The following is a 17,100-nucleotide window of genomic DNA, read 5'->3' on the forward strand; positions in this document are numbered from 1 at the left end:
TAGCATGGTACGCAAGGCGTATTGTCATGAAAAATCAACAATCACACCCGGCAAGGGCCTCTTTTTGAAAACTTTTATCCGGCTCAATGGGATAGTCTCCGGTAAAGCAGGCCAGGCAGAAGTGATCCCGGCTCAACCCCGTGGCCTCGACAAGACCGTCGATGCTCAGGTAGGTGAGGGAATCGAGATTCAAATAGTCACGGATTCCGTCCACGGTGTTGCCGGCAGCTATGAGCTGCGAGCTGGAGGGAAAATCGATGCCATAGTAACAGGCGTGCCGGGTGGGCGGGCAGCTGACCACCATATGGACTTCAGAGGCCCCTATCCGGCGCAGTGACTGAACCCGGCTGCGGCCGGTTGTGCCCCGGATGATGGAATCTTCAACGATGATCACCCGTTTGCCTTTGAGGAGGGAGCGGACCGGATTGAGTTTGACCCGGACGGAAAAATCACGCATGGACTGGGTCGGCTGAATAAAGGTGCGGCCGACATAATGGTTGCGGATCATCCCCATCTCCAGGGGGATGCCGGAGGCGGCGGCATACCCGATGGCGGCATAGTTGCCGGAGTCGGGAAAGGGCATGACAAAGTCGGCCTCAATCCGCGCCTCCCGGGCAAGTATTTCCCCCATTCGTTTTCGGGCGGCATAGACATTGAAGCCGAAGACATCGCTGTCTGGTCGGGAAAAATAAATATGTTCGAAGATGCAGTAACTCTTTTTTGCCGGAGCCCAGGGGAACAGGGAGGTGAGTCCCTGGGCGTCGATGATCACCACTTCGCCCGGTTCGATTTCCCGCAGGTACTCGGCCTCAATCAGATCCAGGGCGCAGGTTTCGGAGGCGACCACATGGGCGCCATTGTCGAGCACGCCAAGGCAGAGGGGACGGAACCCGTTGGGATCACGGACGGCGATCATGGTATCCGGGGTCATGAGCAGCAGAGAATACGCGCCCTGAATACAGGAAAAGGTGGCCTTGATTGCTTCCCGCACCCCCCGGTCAATGTGCCTGGCCATCAGATGGATCACGATTTCGCTGTCCATGGTGGTCTGAAAGATGGATCCCTGCATTTCCAGGTGATGCCGGAGGGCAATGGAGTTGACCAGATTGCCATTGTGGGCGACGCTCAGGGAGAGCCCCTTGTGGGTGGCTGTAAAAGGCTGACTATTGATGATATTGGATGCACCGGTGGTGGAGTACCGGACATGACCGATGGCAAGATGACCGGGAAGGTTTTCCAGTACGGATTCGCTGAAAACCTCTGGAACCAGGCCCATGTCCTTGTGCAGGGAAACCTTGCGGCCATCGCCGGCGACAATGCCGGCACTTTCCTGGCCCCGGTGCTGCAAAGCGTACAGGCCGAAATAAACGAGTTTCGCTGCGTCCTGGTGGCCGAAAACCCCGCAGACACCGCATTCGTGGCGGGGTCTTGTCGGGTGCTGTATATGTTCGTGCGTATTCATTGCTACTGCCCAGTGCTATAGTCAGGGAGTGTCCACCCTGAAACGGCTCTCTTCCCCTGACTGTTTCCCTTGCGGTTGGAGTCCGGGTCAAGCTGAAAAAAAATAGAAAGGCACAAAGAACAATTCCTTGTGCCTTAATTTTCGTTGATTCGATTATATCGAAAGAGTAATCTGAACCAGATTATAGATTTTTTTTCAACAAAATATCGGCCTGCTCGGAATTAATTGCCCCATCTCCTCACGCACCCGCTCTCGACATGACGCAGAAAAAGATACAACTGACCCAGACTGTCAAGGCGGCTGGCTGAGCCGCCAAATTGGGCCCGGGGGACCTGGGTCGGATACTGTGTGGATTGAACCTGCCCCGGGATCCCAACCTGCTGGTAGGCTCGGAGACCTGTGACGATGCCGGTGTGTACCGGCTCGATGCCAACACGGCACTGATCCAGACCGTTGATTTTTTTACCCCTATCGTTGACGATCCCCATGCCTTCGGGCGGATCGCCGCGGCCAATGCCCTGTCCGATGTGTACGCCATGGGTGGACGACCGCTGCTGTGTATGAATATCCTCGGCTGCCCGGTGCAAACCATGGATTCCTCGGTGTTTCGGCAGGTGGTGGAGGGCGGACTGGCAAAGATCAGGGAGGCCGGGGCGCTTCTGGTCGGCGGCCATTCCATTGAAGATTCGGAATTGAAATACGGCCTGGCGGTCACCGGTCTGGTGCATCCGGATCGGGTCCTGCTCAACAGCGGTGCACAGGCGGGCAATGTTTTGTTGCTGACCAAGCCCCTGGGTACGGGTATTCTCACCACGGCGCTCAAGGGAGGGCTCGCCGGCGCGGAGGCGGAAGGGCGGTTGGTGGATCTCATGGCAACCCTCAACCGGGTGCCCATGGATATTCTCAACGGGGAACCGGAATTGCGGGCCGGCGTCCATGGATGTACCGATATCACCGGCTTTGGCCTTTTCGGCCACCTGCACGAAATGGCCGAGGCCTCCGGAGTCTCGCTGCATATCGATCACAGACAACTGCCCCTTATGCATGGGGCACGTGACTTTGCCGATATGGGTATTATTCCCGAAGGGGCGTATCGCAACCGCACCCATTATCAGCAATGGGTTCGTTCTTCCCTGCCGGAGATGGACTCCGTGGAGATGATCGGCTACGATCCACAAACCTCGGGGGGGTTGTTGTTGGCCCTGGAGACGAAAACCGCGGAGCGGTTGCTGGCGACCCTGCAACAGCAGAGCTATGCACCGACGTGCCGCATCATTGGTGACGTTCGGGCCTCGGATCCCGGGCTGGTTTTTATCGCCTGAGGTCCGTCGGGGGGGTAGTTGTCAAGACCTCAATATGAGGTCTCGGTCAGCAAGGCGATGAGCAATCGGGTCAGGTCCACCATGTCTTTCAGGGTCACCTGTTCGCTGGTGGAATGGACATTGGTCATGCCGGTGGCGATAATGGCCGTGGCCAGGCCCCGACCGTTGAAGATGTTGGCATCGCTGCCGCCCCCTGCCTTTTCATAAAACAAATGCATGCCAATGCTTTGGGCCGCGGCATTCACCCGTCTGAGCACCCGGTGGCCAGGCGCCAGCGCCATGACCGGGAAATCCTCGTGGACGTCAACCTGGACCCGGGGTTTTCCCCGGGCCGCCCCGGTGGGATCGGACCAGGCAGCCACTGTTTCCACGAAGATGCGGCGGATATCATCGGTGACCCGGGTCAATTTTTCCATGGAATGACTGCGGACCTCCCCTTCGATCACCACTCGTTCCGGAACGATGTTGGAGGCTGCGCCACCACTGATGGTGCCGAAGTTGGCGGTGGTTTCTTCGTCGATACGACCGCCGGGGACCAGCGTCAGGGCTCGGGCGGCAAGAATGAGGGCGTTCACCCCCCACTCCGGATGCAGACCGGCGTGGGCGGCAACGCCTTCAACCGTGATGGTCAGCCGATTGGCTGCCGGGGCATGAGTTATGATGCGGGCCATACCGGTTGAGTCGAGGGCATAACCTTCCCGGGCCCGGATCAGGCCTGGGTCCAGGGCCTTGGCGCCAAGGAGGCCGATCTCTTCGCAAGTGGTGATGACGAACTCCACCGGGCGATGGGGGCGGTTGCTTTCCCGCAATAGTCGCATGGCTTCGATGCAGGCGGCAATTCCCGATTTATCGTCACTGCCCAGGATGGTGTCACCGGCACTGGTGAAGAGATCACCGTCCCGCTGGACCCGGACATTTTCCCCGGGCTGCACCGTGTCCATATGGCAGCTGAAAAAAATCGGCTCCAGGTCAAGGGCACCGGCAAAGCGGATAATCAGGTTACCACACTGGGAACCGGTCCGGCCGCTGGAATCGTCCTCAATGATTTCGAGTGGATCCAGTTCGCTGAATACTCGTTGTACCAGCCTGGAAATGCGACCCTCCTGCCGGGATGGGCTGGAGGTTTCACAGAGTTCGGTAAAGGTAGCTGCCAGCCGTTCGCTATCTACGTCCATGTTCTGACCTCAAAAGGACAACGGCGTGGGTGGCGATCCCTTCGCCCCGGCCTGTGTAGCCCATTTTTTCCGTGGTGGTGGCCTTGATGTTGATGGCCGGGGGATCAACCTTGCAGCAACGGGCAAGGTTGCTTTGCATCATATCGAGAAAGGGTGCCAGGCGGGGACGCTGACACACGATGGTCAGGTCGGCGTTGGCCAGACGGTAATGCTGCTCCTCCACCAAGTGGTATATCCGTTCCAGCAGCAACAGGCTGTTGATTCCCTTGTAGCTCGAATCCGAGTCAGGAAAGTGGCGGCCGATATCACCGGCACCCAAGGCGCCGAGCAGCGCATCGGTGAGGGCATGGGCCACCACATCGGCATCGGAATGACCGTCCAGTCCGAGTTCGAAATCAATAGCCACACCACCAAGGATCAGTTGCCGGCCTGGAACCAGGCGGTGAGCGTCAAAACCATGACCGATTTTCACGTTTGCGTCCTCCGCCAGTATGGCTGCCGCCATCTTCAGTTCTTCGGGGTGGGTTATTTTCAGGTTCTGTTCGCTGCCGGCCACTACCCGGACCGGTATGCCGGCAGCTTCAAGCAGCGAGGCTTCGTCGGTGCCGATGAATTTTTTTCGAGCAGCCTCGGCAAAAGCCTGGGCGAGAAGGTCCCGTCGGACGGCCTGCGGGGTCTGGGCCTGCCAGAGGGCGGAGCGGTCCAGGGTGCGGTCTATGGTTGCCCGGTCGCCCACCAGTTTCAAGGTGTCCTTCACCGGTACCGCGGCGATGACCGCTCCGTATTTGACGGCCCCCTGGAGGCAGCGGTCGATGGTTGCCTGGTCTGCCAGGGGACGGGCGGCATCATGCACCAGCACCACATCGATGTCGGCGGGCAAAGTTTCAAGACCGGCGCGAACTGAATCCTGGCGGGTGGCACCGCCGACCGTGATCAGCAGCCTGGTCTGTTCTTTTTCGTTGAGATGGGTATGAAGCAGGTCAACGGATTGCTGAAAATACTCGGCGGGCGCTGCCACGACTACGACATGGATGTCTTCACGTGCCAGGAAAATCCGGCAGCTGCGGACCAGGATGGGAATTCCGGCCAGGGGCAGGAACTGTTTTGGCTGGTGGGAGCCGATGCGGGTCCCAATCCCCCCGGCAGGGATAACGACTCCGACACGTGCGGGATGATGGTTGATGGCTGACACGAGACGCAGTGAAAAAAAGGGGTGAATTATAAGCCGAATTCTGTTTCCGCCCGGAGACGGACCATGATCATTTAACTGGGATGCCGATCGCCCGGCACCTCTTGCAACCTACCCGGAGGCCTCGAGCGGGCCGCCCTCAAACGCCTCCCTATTTGGTCTTGCACCCGGTGGGGTTTACCCTGCCCCTCATGTCACCATGAAGGCGGTGAGCTCTTACCTCACCATTTCAACCTTACCTGTGGACGTTTGCACGCCCCATCGGCGGTGTATTTTCTGTGGCACTTTCCCTCGGTTACCCGAGGTTCGCGTTACGAACCACCGCGCCCTGTGGTGTTCGGACTTTCCTCTCCGGTCCGCGACCGGAGCGACCATGCATTCACCCCTCTACCATCGTGGTTGCCGTTACATCTTTTTTTAAAGATACTCTTGATCGCCCTCGAGTTCAATACCTCTGTTGGCCAATTGATCGGCTCGTGCATTCTCGGCTCTGGGAACATGGGATACCGACCAGCGGTCAAAGCGGGCGAGCAGTTGTTGCACTTCCGCAAACAGAACCCGCAGGGTCTGGTTTTTGACCTGGTAACGGCCCTGGAGCTGACGGACTATCAATTCGGAATCAAGGGCGATGGTCAGTTCGGTGCAGCCATGCTGCAGCGCTTTTTTTAAACCGAGGAGCAGAGCCTGGTATTCGGCGACATTGTTGGTGCAGATGCCAAGGTAGGTCGACACGGTCGCTGTTTCCGCGCCTTTTTCATCCAGGAGGACAGCTCCGGCCCCGGCCTGACCCGGGTTGCCTCTTGATGCTCCATCGGTGAACAATCGGCAGCGCTTGCGGCGGCCGCGGCTGGTGTCCATTGGAACTGCAGGACTGGTATGGGATGGGGGCACGCTTGCCGGCTGTTCTGGCGAAGCGGCGAGAAGTTGACGAATATCGGAGGCTTTATGGGTCGGGAAAAGCTGATTGAGCAGGTGGTCGTCAAGCTGATCGGCCAGGATTTGCAGCACCTGTTCCCGGGAAAGCCGGTTATTCGGTAACAGCTTCATCCTCCTGTTCTTTGTAATAGAGGATACGTTGACAGGTCGGACAGAGGTTGATTTTGTCCCCTTTGCGAACATCATTGACCTGCTGAGGTGGCAGGGCGATGTAACAGCCCTGGCAGACCCCGTCGTTGACCGGTACCACGGCAAGGCCATCGCGCTTGTCCAGCAGCATATTGTAACGCTTGAGATAGTTGGCCTGCAGGTCAGCGGCCTGTTTTTCCCGCTGGCTGACCACCGATTTTTTGGAGACTTCAATACGTTTGATTTCTTTTTCAACCGTACTGGTATCTTCCGCAAGGAGCTGCTGCTCGCCGGCGCACAGATTCTCCAGGGTGACGATCTCTTTTTCAAGCTGTTCAATCTGTTCAAGAAACTGGAGGATGCGGTCTTCGGTTTCCTTCAGCAATCTCTTGTTCTCTTCGATTTCCTTGAGCAGGGCTTGATGTTCTCGGCTGGTCTGCACCAGCATCATTTTGTTCTGCCGATCCTTGACCCGAGCGCCGGCATCGTCATGTTCAGCCTTGGTCTCGAGCTGCTTCTGGTTGAGCAGTTCAATTTTGTTGCGAACCTGAGCCAGGGTATCCTGTTTTTCGGCTATGGTCTGTTCGCGGGCGGCAACCGTGGCCTGATGTTTGGCGATGGTGTCGTCGAATCCGGCAATTTCACTGTCAATTGTCTGCAGATTGATGAGTTTGGTTATTTCTTCTTTCAATGATGCACTCCTCTATCGGTCTGTCTGGTGTTAATAAGTGAAGGGGTGACTGTCATTGGACAGTACCTGGGGCTGATCTGTATAAGCCCCTGTAGTCTGATTCATACAAGCCGCAACGGCGATTGCTGGTCCGCCGTGTCAATTGCAATCTTCCAGCCGCGCTGCAGGCACTGCTGCTGGAGCAGGTCGCGAAAAAAAGCCAGGACCGGCTGTTCGGTGGCGAAATGACCGGCATCCAGTATCCATAATCCGGCATCCTCGGCCCAGCGGGCCACAGAATGTTTGACCTCGGCGGTGACGAACACATCAGCCTTGCGGTGCAGAGCAATTTCCGAGAAATCCGAGCATGATCCTCCGCAGACAGCAACGGTGGTCACCTGAGAGGGTCGAGGTCCAGCCTCCAGTATCCAGGGGGGGGCGCAGGCACGCCGTACCCGGTTGAGGAAATCCTGTGCCGAGAGCGGGGTCGGGTAAGCACCGATACGGCCAAGGCCACTGTTGTTGCCGCAACCGGTCCTGGTTGCCACCAGGGGGCTGCTCTGGGTGAGACCGAGAGCGGTGGCAAGGACCGTACTGACCCCTTCTTCCATGGCATCGAGGTTGGTGTGGCAGGCGATGACGGACAGGCCTTGCCGGATGGCGCCGGCAATGAATCCGCCCACCGGGGTGTCGGTGCGTACGGCTTTGAGTGCTCGGAAGATGGGCGGATGGTGGGTAAGGATCAGGTCGTATCGTCCGGCCCGGGCGCGATCCAGGAGGGAATGGCAGGGGTCGAGCGCCAACAGGACGCGATCAATGTTCTGGTTGGGATCACCAACAAGGAGGCCGATGTTGTCCCAATCTTCAGCCAGTTGTTCGGGGGTTGTCTGTTGCAGGATGTCGAGAAAGTCTTGAACGGTAGGCACTCGATAGTACTCTATAAAGAAAAAGAGGTACATCTTTGCTGGATGTACCTCTTCTCAGGCTTCAAATTTCAGGCCTCGTTGTTGTTTCAGCCATGGATGCTGGTAACGGCTCAACGTCTTCAATGTTCCTTGATTGCGGTGGTGGAAAATGCTGCGGTTTTTTACTTTGTCCCTGTCGCGGCTCTTCCGGATAAATGGTGGGCCCACCTGGACTCGAACCAGGGACCGACCGGTTATGAGCCGGTGGCTCTAGCCAACTGAGCTATAGGCCCGAAAGCTATGGTCAACTTAAAATAATAACAACTACCCTGAATAGGTCAAGTCTTTTCGTTCATTTTGAGAAAAAAGTCAGAACACGGCAAAGGGAAAATGGTGCTGGCTTCTGGCATGTCAAGGATTCTGTGTTTATGGTACACTTGCTGCTCGCCCCATTCCTGGATCCGTGAGCGTTCGATTAAAGTAAACTTTATTGGACGGTTACGGTCAATGAAGATGGCGTGCGTACGGACGCCCCGAAGGGCGGCTGGTGAAAGGTATTGCCAAGGATTCTGCTGCAATTATAAGCTTATTATAGCAAGATATATCCAAAACAAGAGTCCAACCATCACGGATTCAGACCCCTGATTACACGAGAACATACCCAAACAGCCATCCAGCCGTCAGGGATGCAGGACGTGCACATGTATCCGGTGGTCCTGTGCGCCATCGATTACGGAACATCCCATGCTCTATAACAATCTGATTTACTTTCTGGTGGTCATTTTTCTTTTTTCGGTCAACATGCCGCCGGAAACACCTTTGCTGGCCCCGTATCTGGCCTTGCCCGGCCTTGTCGGGTCACTATGGGCCTTCAACCGCCTGGCCCGATGGGTGTTCGCCACCGCCGGTCCTGGCCCTGCCGCCTATTTCAGCGCTGAAAGGAAGCTGTCCGTTCTCGCCGTCCTGATCTTCATCGTTTTTGTTCATCTTTTCGACCTGAAGTATTACCTTGCTCCCCTCGATCTGGGGGGGCGTCTGCCGATACTGACCAATGTTGCCGGACTCGTCTGTTTTTTTGGTTTGCTGGCCTTGATCTGGCGGCACGCGAGGCCGCGTTATCAGGCCATGTTTGGACGCCTGCACTCCTCCTGGAGTTTTATCCGTTCCAATATTCGGGCCAATCTACCCATCGTTCTGCCGTGGCTGTTCCTTTCTCTTCTTTTTGATCTGCTTATACTGCTGCCGATCACGGTCCTGGAAGAACTGCTCCACTCACCCTGGGGAGAGCTTGGTTTCTTCGTCTTGTTTCTCGTTTTTCTGGTCCTGGCCTTTCCTCCCCTGGTCCGCTGGTTATGGGACTGCAGGCCTCTGCCCCCGGGGCCTCAGCGGGACCGCATCGTTCGCTTTTGCCGCGCCCAGGGGTTTCGCTCCGAGATTCTGATCTGGCCTCTTTTCGAAGGTCAGGTGCTGACAGCCGGCATCATGGGGATTGTCCCCAGGCTACGCTATCTGCTGATCACCCCGGCCCTGCTGGAGGCCTTGTCCGATGAGGAGATCGACAGCGTCCTTGCCCATGAGATCGGGCATGTCAAACGGCTGCATCTTGTCTTATATATCCTGATGTTTCTCGGCTTCAGTCTCCTGGCCGGCTCTTTGGCTGAACCACTGCCCCACGTGCTGCTTGCCAGCGATTTTTTCTATCGTCTGCTGACAATTTCCCCCTTTGCCCCGGAAAATCTGATGGGCATCTTGATCACCGTGCCGCTGCTTGTCTTGATGGTGCTCTATTTCCGGTACATTTTCGGGTATTTCATTCGTAATTTTGAGCGACAGGCTGACCTGTATGTCTTCAAGGTGCAGGGAACCAGCTGGCCTCTTATCGCGTCCTTTGAGAAAATTGCCCGGCTGAGTGGTTCCCGGCGAGAAGAAAAGAACTGGCATCATTTCGGCCTGGGGGAACGAATCGATTTTCTGCAACGCTGTGAGCGGGACCGGACGCTGATCAAAAAACATGATCGCAAGCTTCTGCTCAGTCTGGCCGTGTATGTGCTGGTGATCATCACCCTGGTGACCACTCTCCAGCGGATGGATGCAGAGAGCATTTCCCATGGGTATGAAACCAGGTACGCGGAAGCGGTCCTGCTGCGTAAAGTGCGGCAGGAACCGGAGAACAGCTTCTGGCTCATCGTTCTTGGGGATCTTCTTCAGAGTCGTCAGATGGAAAAAAAGGCGATGGAGGCCTATGAACAGGCGCTGCTGCTGACACCCATGAATGCCGATCTCAATAACAATCTGGCCTGGCTGCTGCTCACCGCCCAGGACAGAAATCTCCGGGATCGAGAGCGGGCGCTGACTTTGGCAAGGACGGCATCTCTGCTCAAAGAGCATGGTTATGTGCTTGATACCCTGGCCACGGCGTATTGGGCCAACGGTCTGCTGGCGGAAGCCCTGGCTACCCAGGAGATGGCCATTCGGATTGATCCGGAAAACCGTGGGTATTATCTTGAGCAAATGGAAAAGTTCAGGCAGGTTCAATGGGAGGATGACCTGAATCCGTGAGCGTTCGTCCGTGCGTCAGCTTCGTTGTTCGTGACCGTTCGATTAAAGTACACTTTATCGGACGGTTACGGGCAATGAAGATGGCGTGCGGACGGATGCCCCGAAGGGCGGCTGGTGAAAGTTATTGTCAAGGATTCTGCTGTAATTACAAATTGATTACAGCAGGATATACCCAAAACCAGAGTCCATCCGTCACGGATTCAGGGATGAGTGACCCACCCCTGGTCGGTTCCCTCGGTGGTGCTGATGCAGCGGGCCGGGGACCGATTTTACCCCAGGATATCGGGCAACTCCATGTCACTGCGGGCAAAAGCCCTGGTAAAGGCATGGACGGACTCGGGATCAAATTCCCGGCCGGTACCGCTGATAATCACCTCTTTTGCTTCGGAGGGAGCCACCGGATCCCTGCCGGCCCCACCACTGGTCAAGGTGTCATAGGCATCGGCTACGGCCAGGATGCCGGCCCCGATGTGATTGGGATCGGTTGGGCTGCGGGTTGGATCGGGAGTCGTGGTCAGCATGGGAAGTATACGTCCCAGAGGTCCATGGAGGGGGTCTGTCGGCAGCCCATTGTCACCTGTATCATTAGCCGGCCCGGAGGGCGAGAAGGTCCGCATTCCTTTCAGGCTGGCCGCTTTGTGAAGGATATCCCGGCTGATTTTCTGTTTACCCAGATCGTGCAGTAGAGCCGCTGAACGGATATCTTCAATAAGGTCTCGGTCCAGCCCCATGGCCGAAGCGATTTTCGCTGCATAGATGGACACTCGCAGGCAATGTTTTTCCGTTAGTTCATCCACGGCGATGAAACGGCGCAGGATCAGGAGAAGACAGGAGTAGGTCTGTCTGAGTTCCTGTATCCTTTTTTTGTTTTTTTCATACAAGGTCCCCATGGTGTACGCGGTCAGGAGCAGGATGCACCCCCAGGAAATGATATGGTACCATTGGTTGTCCCCGCCCAGCCCGGCCAGGTTGAGCTGATCGAACCGCTCCGGATTGATATGGCTGACCAGGCTGACGAGGAGAATGCTGGCAAAGGCGGTGAGCACAGCCTGGCGGCGACCGAACAGGTAGGCGGACATGACCGCCGGCAGGGTGTAAAAGCCGAGGAGCAGATACCGGGAAGCAATGGTGTAATTCAGTAACCAGGCTATGGCCAGCATGGAGAGAATGATCCATATTTCTTTACTGATGCGCGGCAGTGAGCGGCGCAGTCGCCACATCCACAGCTTGATGCGGGACGGAAGGACGCCAGCGGGACTGTCCGACGAATTGTGCTGTTGAGCCGAGTTGTCCTCTGATTCCGTGGATGGCGGATGTTCCGTGGTTGCAGCGGCAATTCCGGCCGCTGGGACAAACAGGGCTTCGGCGCCCAGATGGGCGAGTCGGGCGGTTACCAGGGCGCCGGTTCTGGCGGTGACATTGCGACTGAGCACCACCGGCAGGTTGGCCAGCAACTCCGGAATTTTTTCCGGGGAAATGCCTTTTGCTCGTTTTTCCAGATACGCGGTGAGCTGTTCTTCATCCGCGGTAGGGGAAATCGCTTTCAGGATGATGGAGCCTTTGCTATTATCCATGAATATTGTAGCGTGACGATGCGTGCTGGACACGTCGATGAGTCACGACGGATCACTGATCTGGAACGGACAGGTTATGGTCTGCTCAAAGTATACGGAAAAGGGGGACCGTGTTCAAGCCGGGATCCTTTTTTTTCCTTTGTCAGCAGCAGTAATATGTCAGATGGCTTGCGGTGCTGACTTTTTGCAACCGATTCCACGGGAGGGATGTGACTGGTGAACAGTTGGACGCATTGGCTGATAAAAGTGCAGTTGTTCTGGCTGGTTCTGATGGTGGGTGCGATTGCCGCCTTCCGCGCATCACTACTCACCTGGCGTCCGGCGGTAATTCTCACCGCTGCAGCGGTCTGTGCTTTGGCTGTGACCGGTTTTGTTGCCCTGCTGGTTCTGTTCTGGGGCTTGCGCACAGGCCGTTGGCTTGGGGTCCGGCACTGTCTGGGCAGTGTGTTTCTGTCCCTGCCGCCCCTGGTCTTTGTCCTCGTCCTGGGCCTGCAGGGGGCGAACACCCCACCGATCCACGATATCACCACGGATACGGACATGCCGCCCCGATTTGTCGTTGCCGAAACGCTGCGCGGTCCCGGCGACAACAGCACCGAGTATCCCGGCGCGGTGGTGGCCCGACAGCAGTTGGCGGCGTATCGGGATATTCTTCCCCTGGAAACGGATCTGCCCCCGCACGAGGCCTTTGTCATCGCTCTGAACCTTGTTGACCAGCTGGGATGGCAGCGTACAGCCCATGATCCGGATCAGGGGCGAATTGAAGCTTTGGATCGAAGTCTGCTTTTTGGTTTTACCGATGATATCGTTATCCGTATCACGGCTGTTGACGGCGGCAGCCGTATCGATATCCGTTCAGCCTCCCGATCCGGAGTCGGCGATCTGGGAGTCAATGCCGGCCGGATCCGGGACTTTTTAAGGGCATTCAAGGAAACTCATTCGGATTCCTGAACCTGTGAGCGCGTGGACGGATGCTGCCAATGCTTCCAATGCTCCCAAAAGCGGCTGGTAAAAGGTATGAACAAGGGGTAACCGTTCACCAGGCATGAGAGTTTGGTCGTTACCCCCGGTACTTCCCTAGGAGCCCACCCCCGTGGGCGAGAAAGCTGTTGAGAAAAGGAACGGGAATTCGCCCACAGGGGTGGGCTCCTACAAGGGGTGGTAACCATTCAGTACCTGCTCAACGTTTATCAGGCGAATGGTTACAGTACAACCTGAGTACAGGACGATATAGCCAAAACAAGAGTCCGGCCGTTACGGATTCAGGGGATTGACATTTCATGCACACACCTTTGATACTGGTCACCAACGACGACGGAGTCCATGCTCCCGGCATCCGCGCTCTGCACGAGGCCGTTCGCTCCCTGGGGCGGGCGATGATTGTCGCCCCGGAACGGGATAACTCGGCGGTCAGTCACGCCCTCACCATGAACAGGCCGTTGCGGGTTTTTGAGCTGGAAGAGGATATACTCACCATCGACGGTACACCCACTGACTGCGTGATCATCGCCATCAACAAAATCCTGACGGCCAAGCCCGATCTGTTGGTTTCAGGAATCAATCCCGGGGCGAACATGGGCGATGACATCAGTTACTCGGGAACGGTTTCAGCGGCCATCGAGGGTACCATGTACGATATTCCCTCCCTGGCTTTTTCTCTTGCCGGAACACCACCCTTTGATTTTGAGGTGGCTGCCGGTGTCGCCTGGAAACTGGCTTCCATGGCCCTGAGCTGGCGTCTGCCCCCCAGCACCCTGCTCAATATCAATATTCCCCAACGCGCCTCCGGGGAAATTCGCGGCATTCGCTTTACCCGTCAGGGCCGCAGGCTCTATCAGGATGCCATCCAGGAGACCTTTGATCCCTGGGGCCGCAAACACTACTGGATAGGGGGGGGCACCGTCCACTGGTCAGGGGGCGATGACACCGATGAGCAGGCTGTGCGCAATGGGTTTATCTCGGTCACACCGATCCAGCTCGACCTGACCAATCATTCCGGTCTCGAATACCTGGAGCGGCAATGGCGGATGTGAGAACCCGAAGGGCGGACGGTGAAGGTTATTGCCAAGGGATCTGCTGTAATTATATAGTGATTACAGAAAGATGCACTCAGGGCAACCGTCTGGCTGTCACGGATTCAGGGGGAGGGCAGGACGACGGCCTGCCCAGAGGGCAGTGATGCCGCTGCTTGGCGCCCACCAGTCTATTGCCGGCGGACTCCATCTGGCCTTTGATCGTATTCGCCGGGCTGGAGGAGAGTCGCTGCAGATTTTTACAGCCAATCAGCGGCAATGGTGGACAGCCCCCCTGCTGGAGGAAGAGATTCTCCTGTTCCGGCAAAAATGGGAGGAGAACCATGGAATGCCGGTAGCTGCCCATACCTCCTACCTGATCAACCTGGCGACTGCGCATCCGGACAAGGCGGCGAAGTCAGTGGCCGCTCTGGTCGATGAACTGCAGCGGTGCCGGCAGCTGGGCATCACCATGCTGATCATGCATCCCGGCAGCCACGGTGGTGCTGGTGTCGAGCGTGGTCTGGAGGCCGTGGCCGCCCACCTCGACCTGGCGCTGGAGCAATCCGGGGGGGCTGATTCGTCCATCAGAGTCCTTCTCGAAACCACGGCCGGGCAGGGGACTTCGCTGGGCAGCAGTTTCGAGGAGCTCGCCTGGCTTATTGGGCGAAGCCGGTATCCTGAGCGACTGGGGGTCTGTGTTGACACCTGTCACATCTTTGCCGCCGGGTACGATGTGCGCACCCGGGCAGAGTATGACCAGACTCTGGATCGCTTTGATCGGATTGTCGGCTGTGGACAGATTTTTTTCTTTCACCTCAACGATTCCAGAAAAGAGCTCGGCAGCCGGGTCGATCGTCATGAGCATATCGGTCAGGGGGCCATTGGTCTCAATGCTTTTCGCATGCTGCTCAACGATTCCCGTTTTGTAAATCTTCCCATGACCCTGGAAACACCGAAAGAGGAGGATCTGCGGGAAGACCGAGAGAACCTGGCGCGATTGCGAGCACTGATCAGGTAAAAAGTCTTTGCATACCTACCTTGTGGCAATCACGTGGGTTGTGCCGGTGTGGATTGCCGCTTACCCTGCCTTTTGTGCGGCAGGTGATCAGTACTGCTTGTGGCCGTTGAGGCAATATATTATTCTGCGCGGTCAGTGATCATTGCACAAGATCATCCGCCGATTCCCGGGGCGTGGCATTGCACCGCTGACAAAAGCCTGAATCCGTGCCGGCTGGGGTCTTGTTTTGGCTATATCCTGCTGTACTCATTTTATAATTGCAGCGGAATCCTTAGCAATACCTTTCACCAGCCGCCCTTCGGGGCATCCGGCCGCACGCCATCTTCATTGCCCGTACCCATCCGATACAGTGCCCTTTCATCGGACGGTCACCGGCAGTAAAGCTGACGAACGGACGAGGATTCAGGACAAGGGCAGCGGAGCGAACAGGTGGAACTGTTCGCTGTCGAACACTGGTGTCAACCAGCATAACCAATGGATACCGGTTTACTTGAACCGGCGAAAGACAGGGTGAAAAGATGTTCAAGAATGATCTTGAAGTAACGCTGCACAAAGCGTCGGCCGACCAGATGAAGCCGAAACCTGACCAGGATAATCTGGGGTTCGGGCAATTTTTTACGGACCACATGTTTACCATGCGCTGGGACCGGCAACATGGTTGGCACGATGCTTCCATCCAGCCCTACCAGGCTTTTAACCTTGATCCAGCGGCCATGGTCCTCCATTACGGTCAGGCGATTTTCGAGGGTATGAAAGCATATCGCGGCAAGGACGACCAGATTTTCCTCTTTCGGCCGGATGATAATTTCACCCGCATGAATCAGTCCGCGGTGCGCATGTGCATGCCGCGTTTTCCTCAGGACCGGGTTCTCCAGGCCCTGCGGGCCATGGTCTACCTTGACCAGGAATGGGTTCCCCGAACCGCGGGGGCGACATTATATATCCGCCCCACCATGATTGCCACCGAACCGGCACTGGGCCTTCGTCCGGCAGAGGAATATCTGTTCTTTATCATCAATTGCCCGGTGGGGGCCTACTACGCCGAAGGGTTCAATCCAACCAGGATCTACGTCGAGGACAAGTATGTTCGCGCGATGCCCGGTGGGGTCGGTAACGCCAAGACCGCCGGTAACTACGCTGCCAGTGTCAGGGCACAGGTTGAGGCGCAGGAAAAGGGGTATACCCAGGTCCTCTGGCTCGATGCCGTGGAGCGAAGATACATCGAAGAAGTGGGGACTTCAAATATCTTTTTTCTCATAGAAGACGAGTTGATCACCCCGCCGCTGGAGGGGACGATTTTACCCGGAATTACCAGGGACTCCGTACTGCAGCTGGCCCGTGATTTCGGCTATCGGGTCAGTGAACGTCGCCTGACCATCGATGAAGTCATCGCGGCTTGGAAAGCCGGTACCCTGCGGGAAAGTTTTGGTACCGGCACCGCCGCAGTCATCGCTCCTGTTGGTGAATTGTGCTACAAGGATACCCACATAGAGATCAACGGCGGCGTCACCGGCGAATTGTCTCAACGGCTGTATGACGAATTGCAGGCCATCCAATTCGGCTACCGGGAAGACCCGTACAAGTGGCGGGTCAGGGTAGGGTAAAGCTCGTTCCCTTCGGTCACCCTTTTTCTATATTCTCTTTATTTCAAAGGGTTGAGTGGATTTTTTTTTTGCTCAACCTTCCCTTGATTTTTCAAAAACCGACACTATTGTTTCGCGCAGTTTGAAGACTGAAGCTTCGTTTTCGTCCAACAATGTGGTCAGGGCCGACCGTTGGGCATGCAAACTGTGTGTTCGGCCTGAACAAAAGAATACCTATTACCTTTTTATCCAAGACAGGAGGAGTGTACATGAAAATACGTCCATTGAATGACCGTATTCTGGTCAAGAGACTGGAAGGGGAAGAGAAGACCGCTGGTGGCATCATTATTCCGGATTCGGCCAAGGAAAAACCGGCCGAGGGCGAAATTGTCGCTGTGGGCCCGGGCAAGTTGAATGATACTGGTGAACGAGTTGCCATGGATGTGGCCGTGGGAGACCGGGTGCTCTTTTCCAAGTATGGCGGCACCGAAGTAAAACTGGACGGCGAGGATTTTCTTATTATGCGTGAGGATGATATCCTTGGTGTGATTCAGGCGTAAGAA

General features: G+C 56.5%; 14 protein-coding genes, 1 tRNA gene and 1 other RNA gene. 7 read left to right on the top strand and 9 right to left on the bottom strand.

All coding sequences use genetic code 11. From position 1 onward, the window contains the following. Positions 1 to 34: 34 nt before the first annotated feature. Positions 35 to 1,462, bottom strand: a complete 1,428-nt coding sequence (gene purF / locus JWG43_RS09500) for an amidophosphoribosyltransferase (protein ID WP_205242682.1) — start codon at positions 1,460 to 1,462, stop codon at positions 35 to 37. Between the two features lie 257 nt (positions 1,463 to 1,719). Here purF and selD point away from each other — a divergent pair, with 257 nt between their 5' ends. Then, a complete protein-coding gene (gene selD / locus JWG43_RS09505; RefSeq protein WP_205242683.1) occupies positions 1,720 to 2,784 on the top strand; it encodes a selenide, water dikinase SelD in 1,065 nt (354 codons plus the stop codon). A gap of 29 nt (positions 2,785 to 2,813) precedes the next feature. On the opposite strand, the gene JWG43_RS09510 is transcribed toward selD, so the two are convergent. From JWG43_RS09510 to JWG43_RS09540, 7 genes are all read right to left on the bottom strand, one after another. Further along, on the bottom strand, positions 2,814 to 3,959 hold the full coding sequence (locus JWG43_RS09510; protein ID WP_205242684.1) for a M20/M25/M40 family metallo-hydrolase: 1,146 nt from the start codon (positions 3,957 to 3,959) through the stop codon (positions 2,814 to 2,816). Beyond that, entirely contained in the window at positions 3,946 to 5,151 is a 1,206-nt protein-coding gene (gene ispD / locus JWG43_RS09515) for a 2-C-methyl-D-erythritol 4-phosphate cytidylyltransferase (RefSeq protein WP_205242685.1), read from the bottom strand. The genes JWG43_RS09510 and ispD overlap by 14 nt, the downstream gene beginning before the upstream one ends. Positions 5,152 to 5,164: 13 nt before the next feature. Further along, an RNA gene (gene rnpB, locus JWG43_RS09520) (RNase P RNA component class A) lies at positions 5,165 to 5,535 on the bottom strand. A gap of 30 nt (positions 5,536 to 5,565) precedes the next feature. Continuing rightward, positions 5,566 to 6,195 (bottom strand): ribonuclease HI family protein, encoded by a 630-nt coding sequence (locus tag JWG43_RS09525; RefSeq protein WP_205242686.1) that lies wholly within the window; start codon positions 6,193 to 6,195, stop codon positions 5,566 to 5,568. Further along, positions 6,176 to 6,904, bottom strand: a complete 729-nt coding sequence (locus JWG43_RS09530) for a zinc ribbon domain-containing protein (RefSeq protein WP_205242687.1) — start codon at positions 6,902 to 6,904, stop codon at positions 6,176 to 6,178. The genes JWG43_RS09525 and JWG43_RS09530 overlap by 20 nt, the downstream gene beginning before the upstream one ends. Before the next feature lie 101 nt (positions 6,905 to 7,005). Beyond that, positions 7,006 to 7,809, bottom strand: a complete 804-nt coding sequence (locus JWG43_RS09535; protein ID WP_205242688.1) for a Nif3-like dinuclear metal center hexameric protein — start codon at positions 7,807 to 7,809, stop codon at positions 7,006 to 7,008. Between the two features lie 195 nt (positions 7,810 to 8,004). After that, positions 8,005 to 8,081, bottom strand: a tRNA-Ile gene (locus tag JWG43_RS09540). 451 nt (positions 8,082 to 8,532) lie between these two features. Between JWG43_RS09540 and JWG43_RS09545 the strand changes: the two genes are divergently transcribed. Beyond that, positions 8,533 to 10,347: a M48 family metallopeptidase gene (locus JWG43_RS09545; RefSeq protein ID WP_205242689.1), complete on the top strand. Its 1,815-nt coding sequence runs from the start codon at positions 8,533 to 8,535 to the stop codon at positions 10,345 to 10,347. A 269-nt stretch (positions 10,348 to 10,616) separates the two neighbouring features. Here the strand turns inward: JWG43_RS09545 and JWG43_RS09550 are convergent, their stop codons facing one another. Continuing rightward, positions 10,617 to 11,921: an HD-GYP domain-containing protein gene (locus tag JWG43_RS09550; RefSeq protein WP_205242690.1), complete on the bottom strand. Its 1,305-nt coding sequence runs from the start codon at positions 11,919 to 11,921 to the stop codon at positions 10,617 to 10,619. Positions 11,922 to 12,137: 216 nt separating this feature from the next. On the opposite strand from JWG43_RS09550, the gene JWG43_RS19895 reads away from it, so the two are divergent. From JWG43_RS19895 to groES, 5 genes are all read left to right on the top strand, one after another. Next, positions 12,138 to 12,872, top strand: a complete 735-nt coding sequence (locus JWG43_RS19895; protein WP_205242691.1) for a DUF1499 domain-containing protein — start codon at positions 12,138 to 12,140, stop codon at positions 12,870 to 12,872. 329 nt (positions 12,873 to 13,201) lie between these two features. Then, positions 13,202 to 13,954 (top strand): 5'/3'-nucleotidase SurE, encoded by a 753-nt coding sequence (gene surE, locus JWG43_RS09560; protein ID WP_205242692.1) that lies wholly within the window; start codon positions 13,202 to 13,204, stop codon positions 13,952 to 13,954. 145 nt (positions 13,955 to 14,099) lie between these two features. Next, entirely contained in the window at positions 14,100 to 14,954 is an 855-nt protein-coding gene (locus JWG43_RS09565; protein WP_205242693.1) for a deoxyribonuclease IV, read from the top strand. 518 nt (positions 14,955 to 15,472) lie between these two features. Continuing rightward, positions 15,473 to 16,558, top strand: a complete 1,086-nt coding sequence (locus tag JWG43_RS09570; protein ID WP_205242694.1) for a branched-chain amino acid aminotransferase — start codon at positions 15,473 to 15,475, stop codon at positions 16,556 to 16,558. A gap of 248 nt (positions 16,559 to 16,806) precedes the next feature. Then, entirely contained in the window at positions 16,807 to 17,097 is a 291-nt protein-coding gene (gene groES / locus JWG43_RS09575) for a co-chaperone GroES (protein ID WP_205242695.1), read from the top strand. Positions 17,098 to 17,100 lie beyond the last annotated feature (3 nt).

The sequence above is a fragment of the Desulfobulbus alkaliphilus genome, assembly GCF_016918545.1.
Taxonomy (GTDB): Bacteria; Desulfobacterota; Desulfobulbia; order Desulfobulbales; family Desulfobulbaceae; genus Desulfobulbus; species Desulfobulbus alkaliphilus.

Excerpts from the sequence above, each read along its gene's own strand:
- JWG43_RS09510 (WP_205242684.1), bottom strand. The coding sequence starts at position 3,959 with ATGGACGTAGATAGCGAACGGCTGGCAGCTACCTTTACCGAACTCTGT.
- groES (WP_205242695.1), top strand. The coding sequence starts at position 16,807 with ATGAAAATACGTCCATTGAATGACCGTATTCTGGTCAAGAGACTGGAA.
- purF (WP_205242682.1), bottom strand. The coding sequence starts at position 1,462 with ATGAATACGCACGAACATATACAGCACCCGACAAGACCCCGCCACGAA.
- surE (WP_205242692.1), top strand. The coding sequence starts at position 13,202 with ATGCACACACCTTTGATACTGGTCACCAACGACGACGGAGTCCATGCT.
- JWG43_RS09550 (WP_205242690.1), bottom strand. The coding sequence starts at position 11,921 with ATGGATAATAGCAAAGGCTCCATCATCCTGAAAGCGATTTCCCCTACC.
- JWG43_RS09545 (WP_205242689.1), top strand. The coding sequence starts at position 8,533 with ATGCTCTATAACAATCTGATTTACTTTCTGGTGGTCATTTTTCTTTTT.
- JWG43_RS09565 (WP_205242693.1), top strand. The coding sequence starts at position 14,100 with ATGCCGCTGCTTGGCGCCCACCAGTCTATTGCCGGCGGACTCCATCTG.
- JWG43_RS09570 (WP_205242694.1), top strand. The coding sequence starts at position 15,473 with ATGTTCAAGAATGATCTTGAAGTAACGCTGCACAAAGCGTCGGCCGAC.
- JWG43_RS09525 (WP_205242686.1), bottom strand. The coding sequence starts at position 6,195 with ATGAAGCTGTTACCGAATAACCGGCTTTCCCGGGAACAGGTGCTGCAA.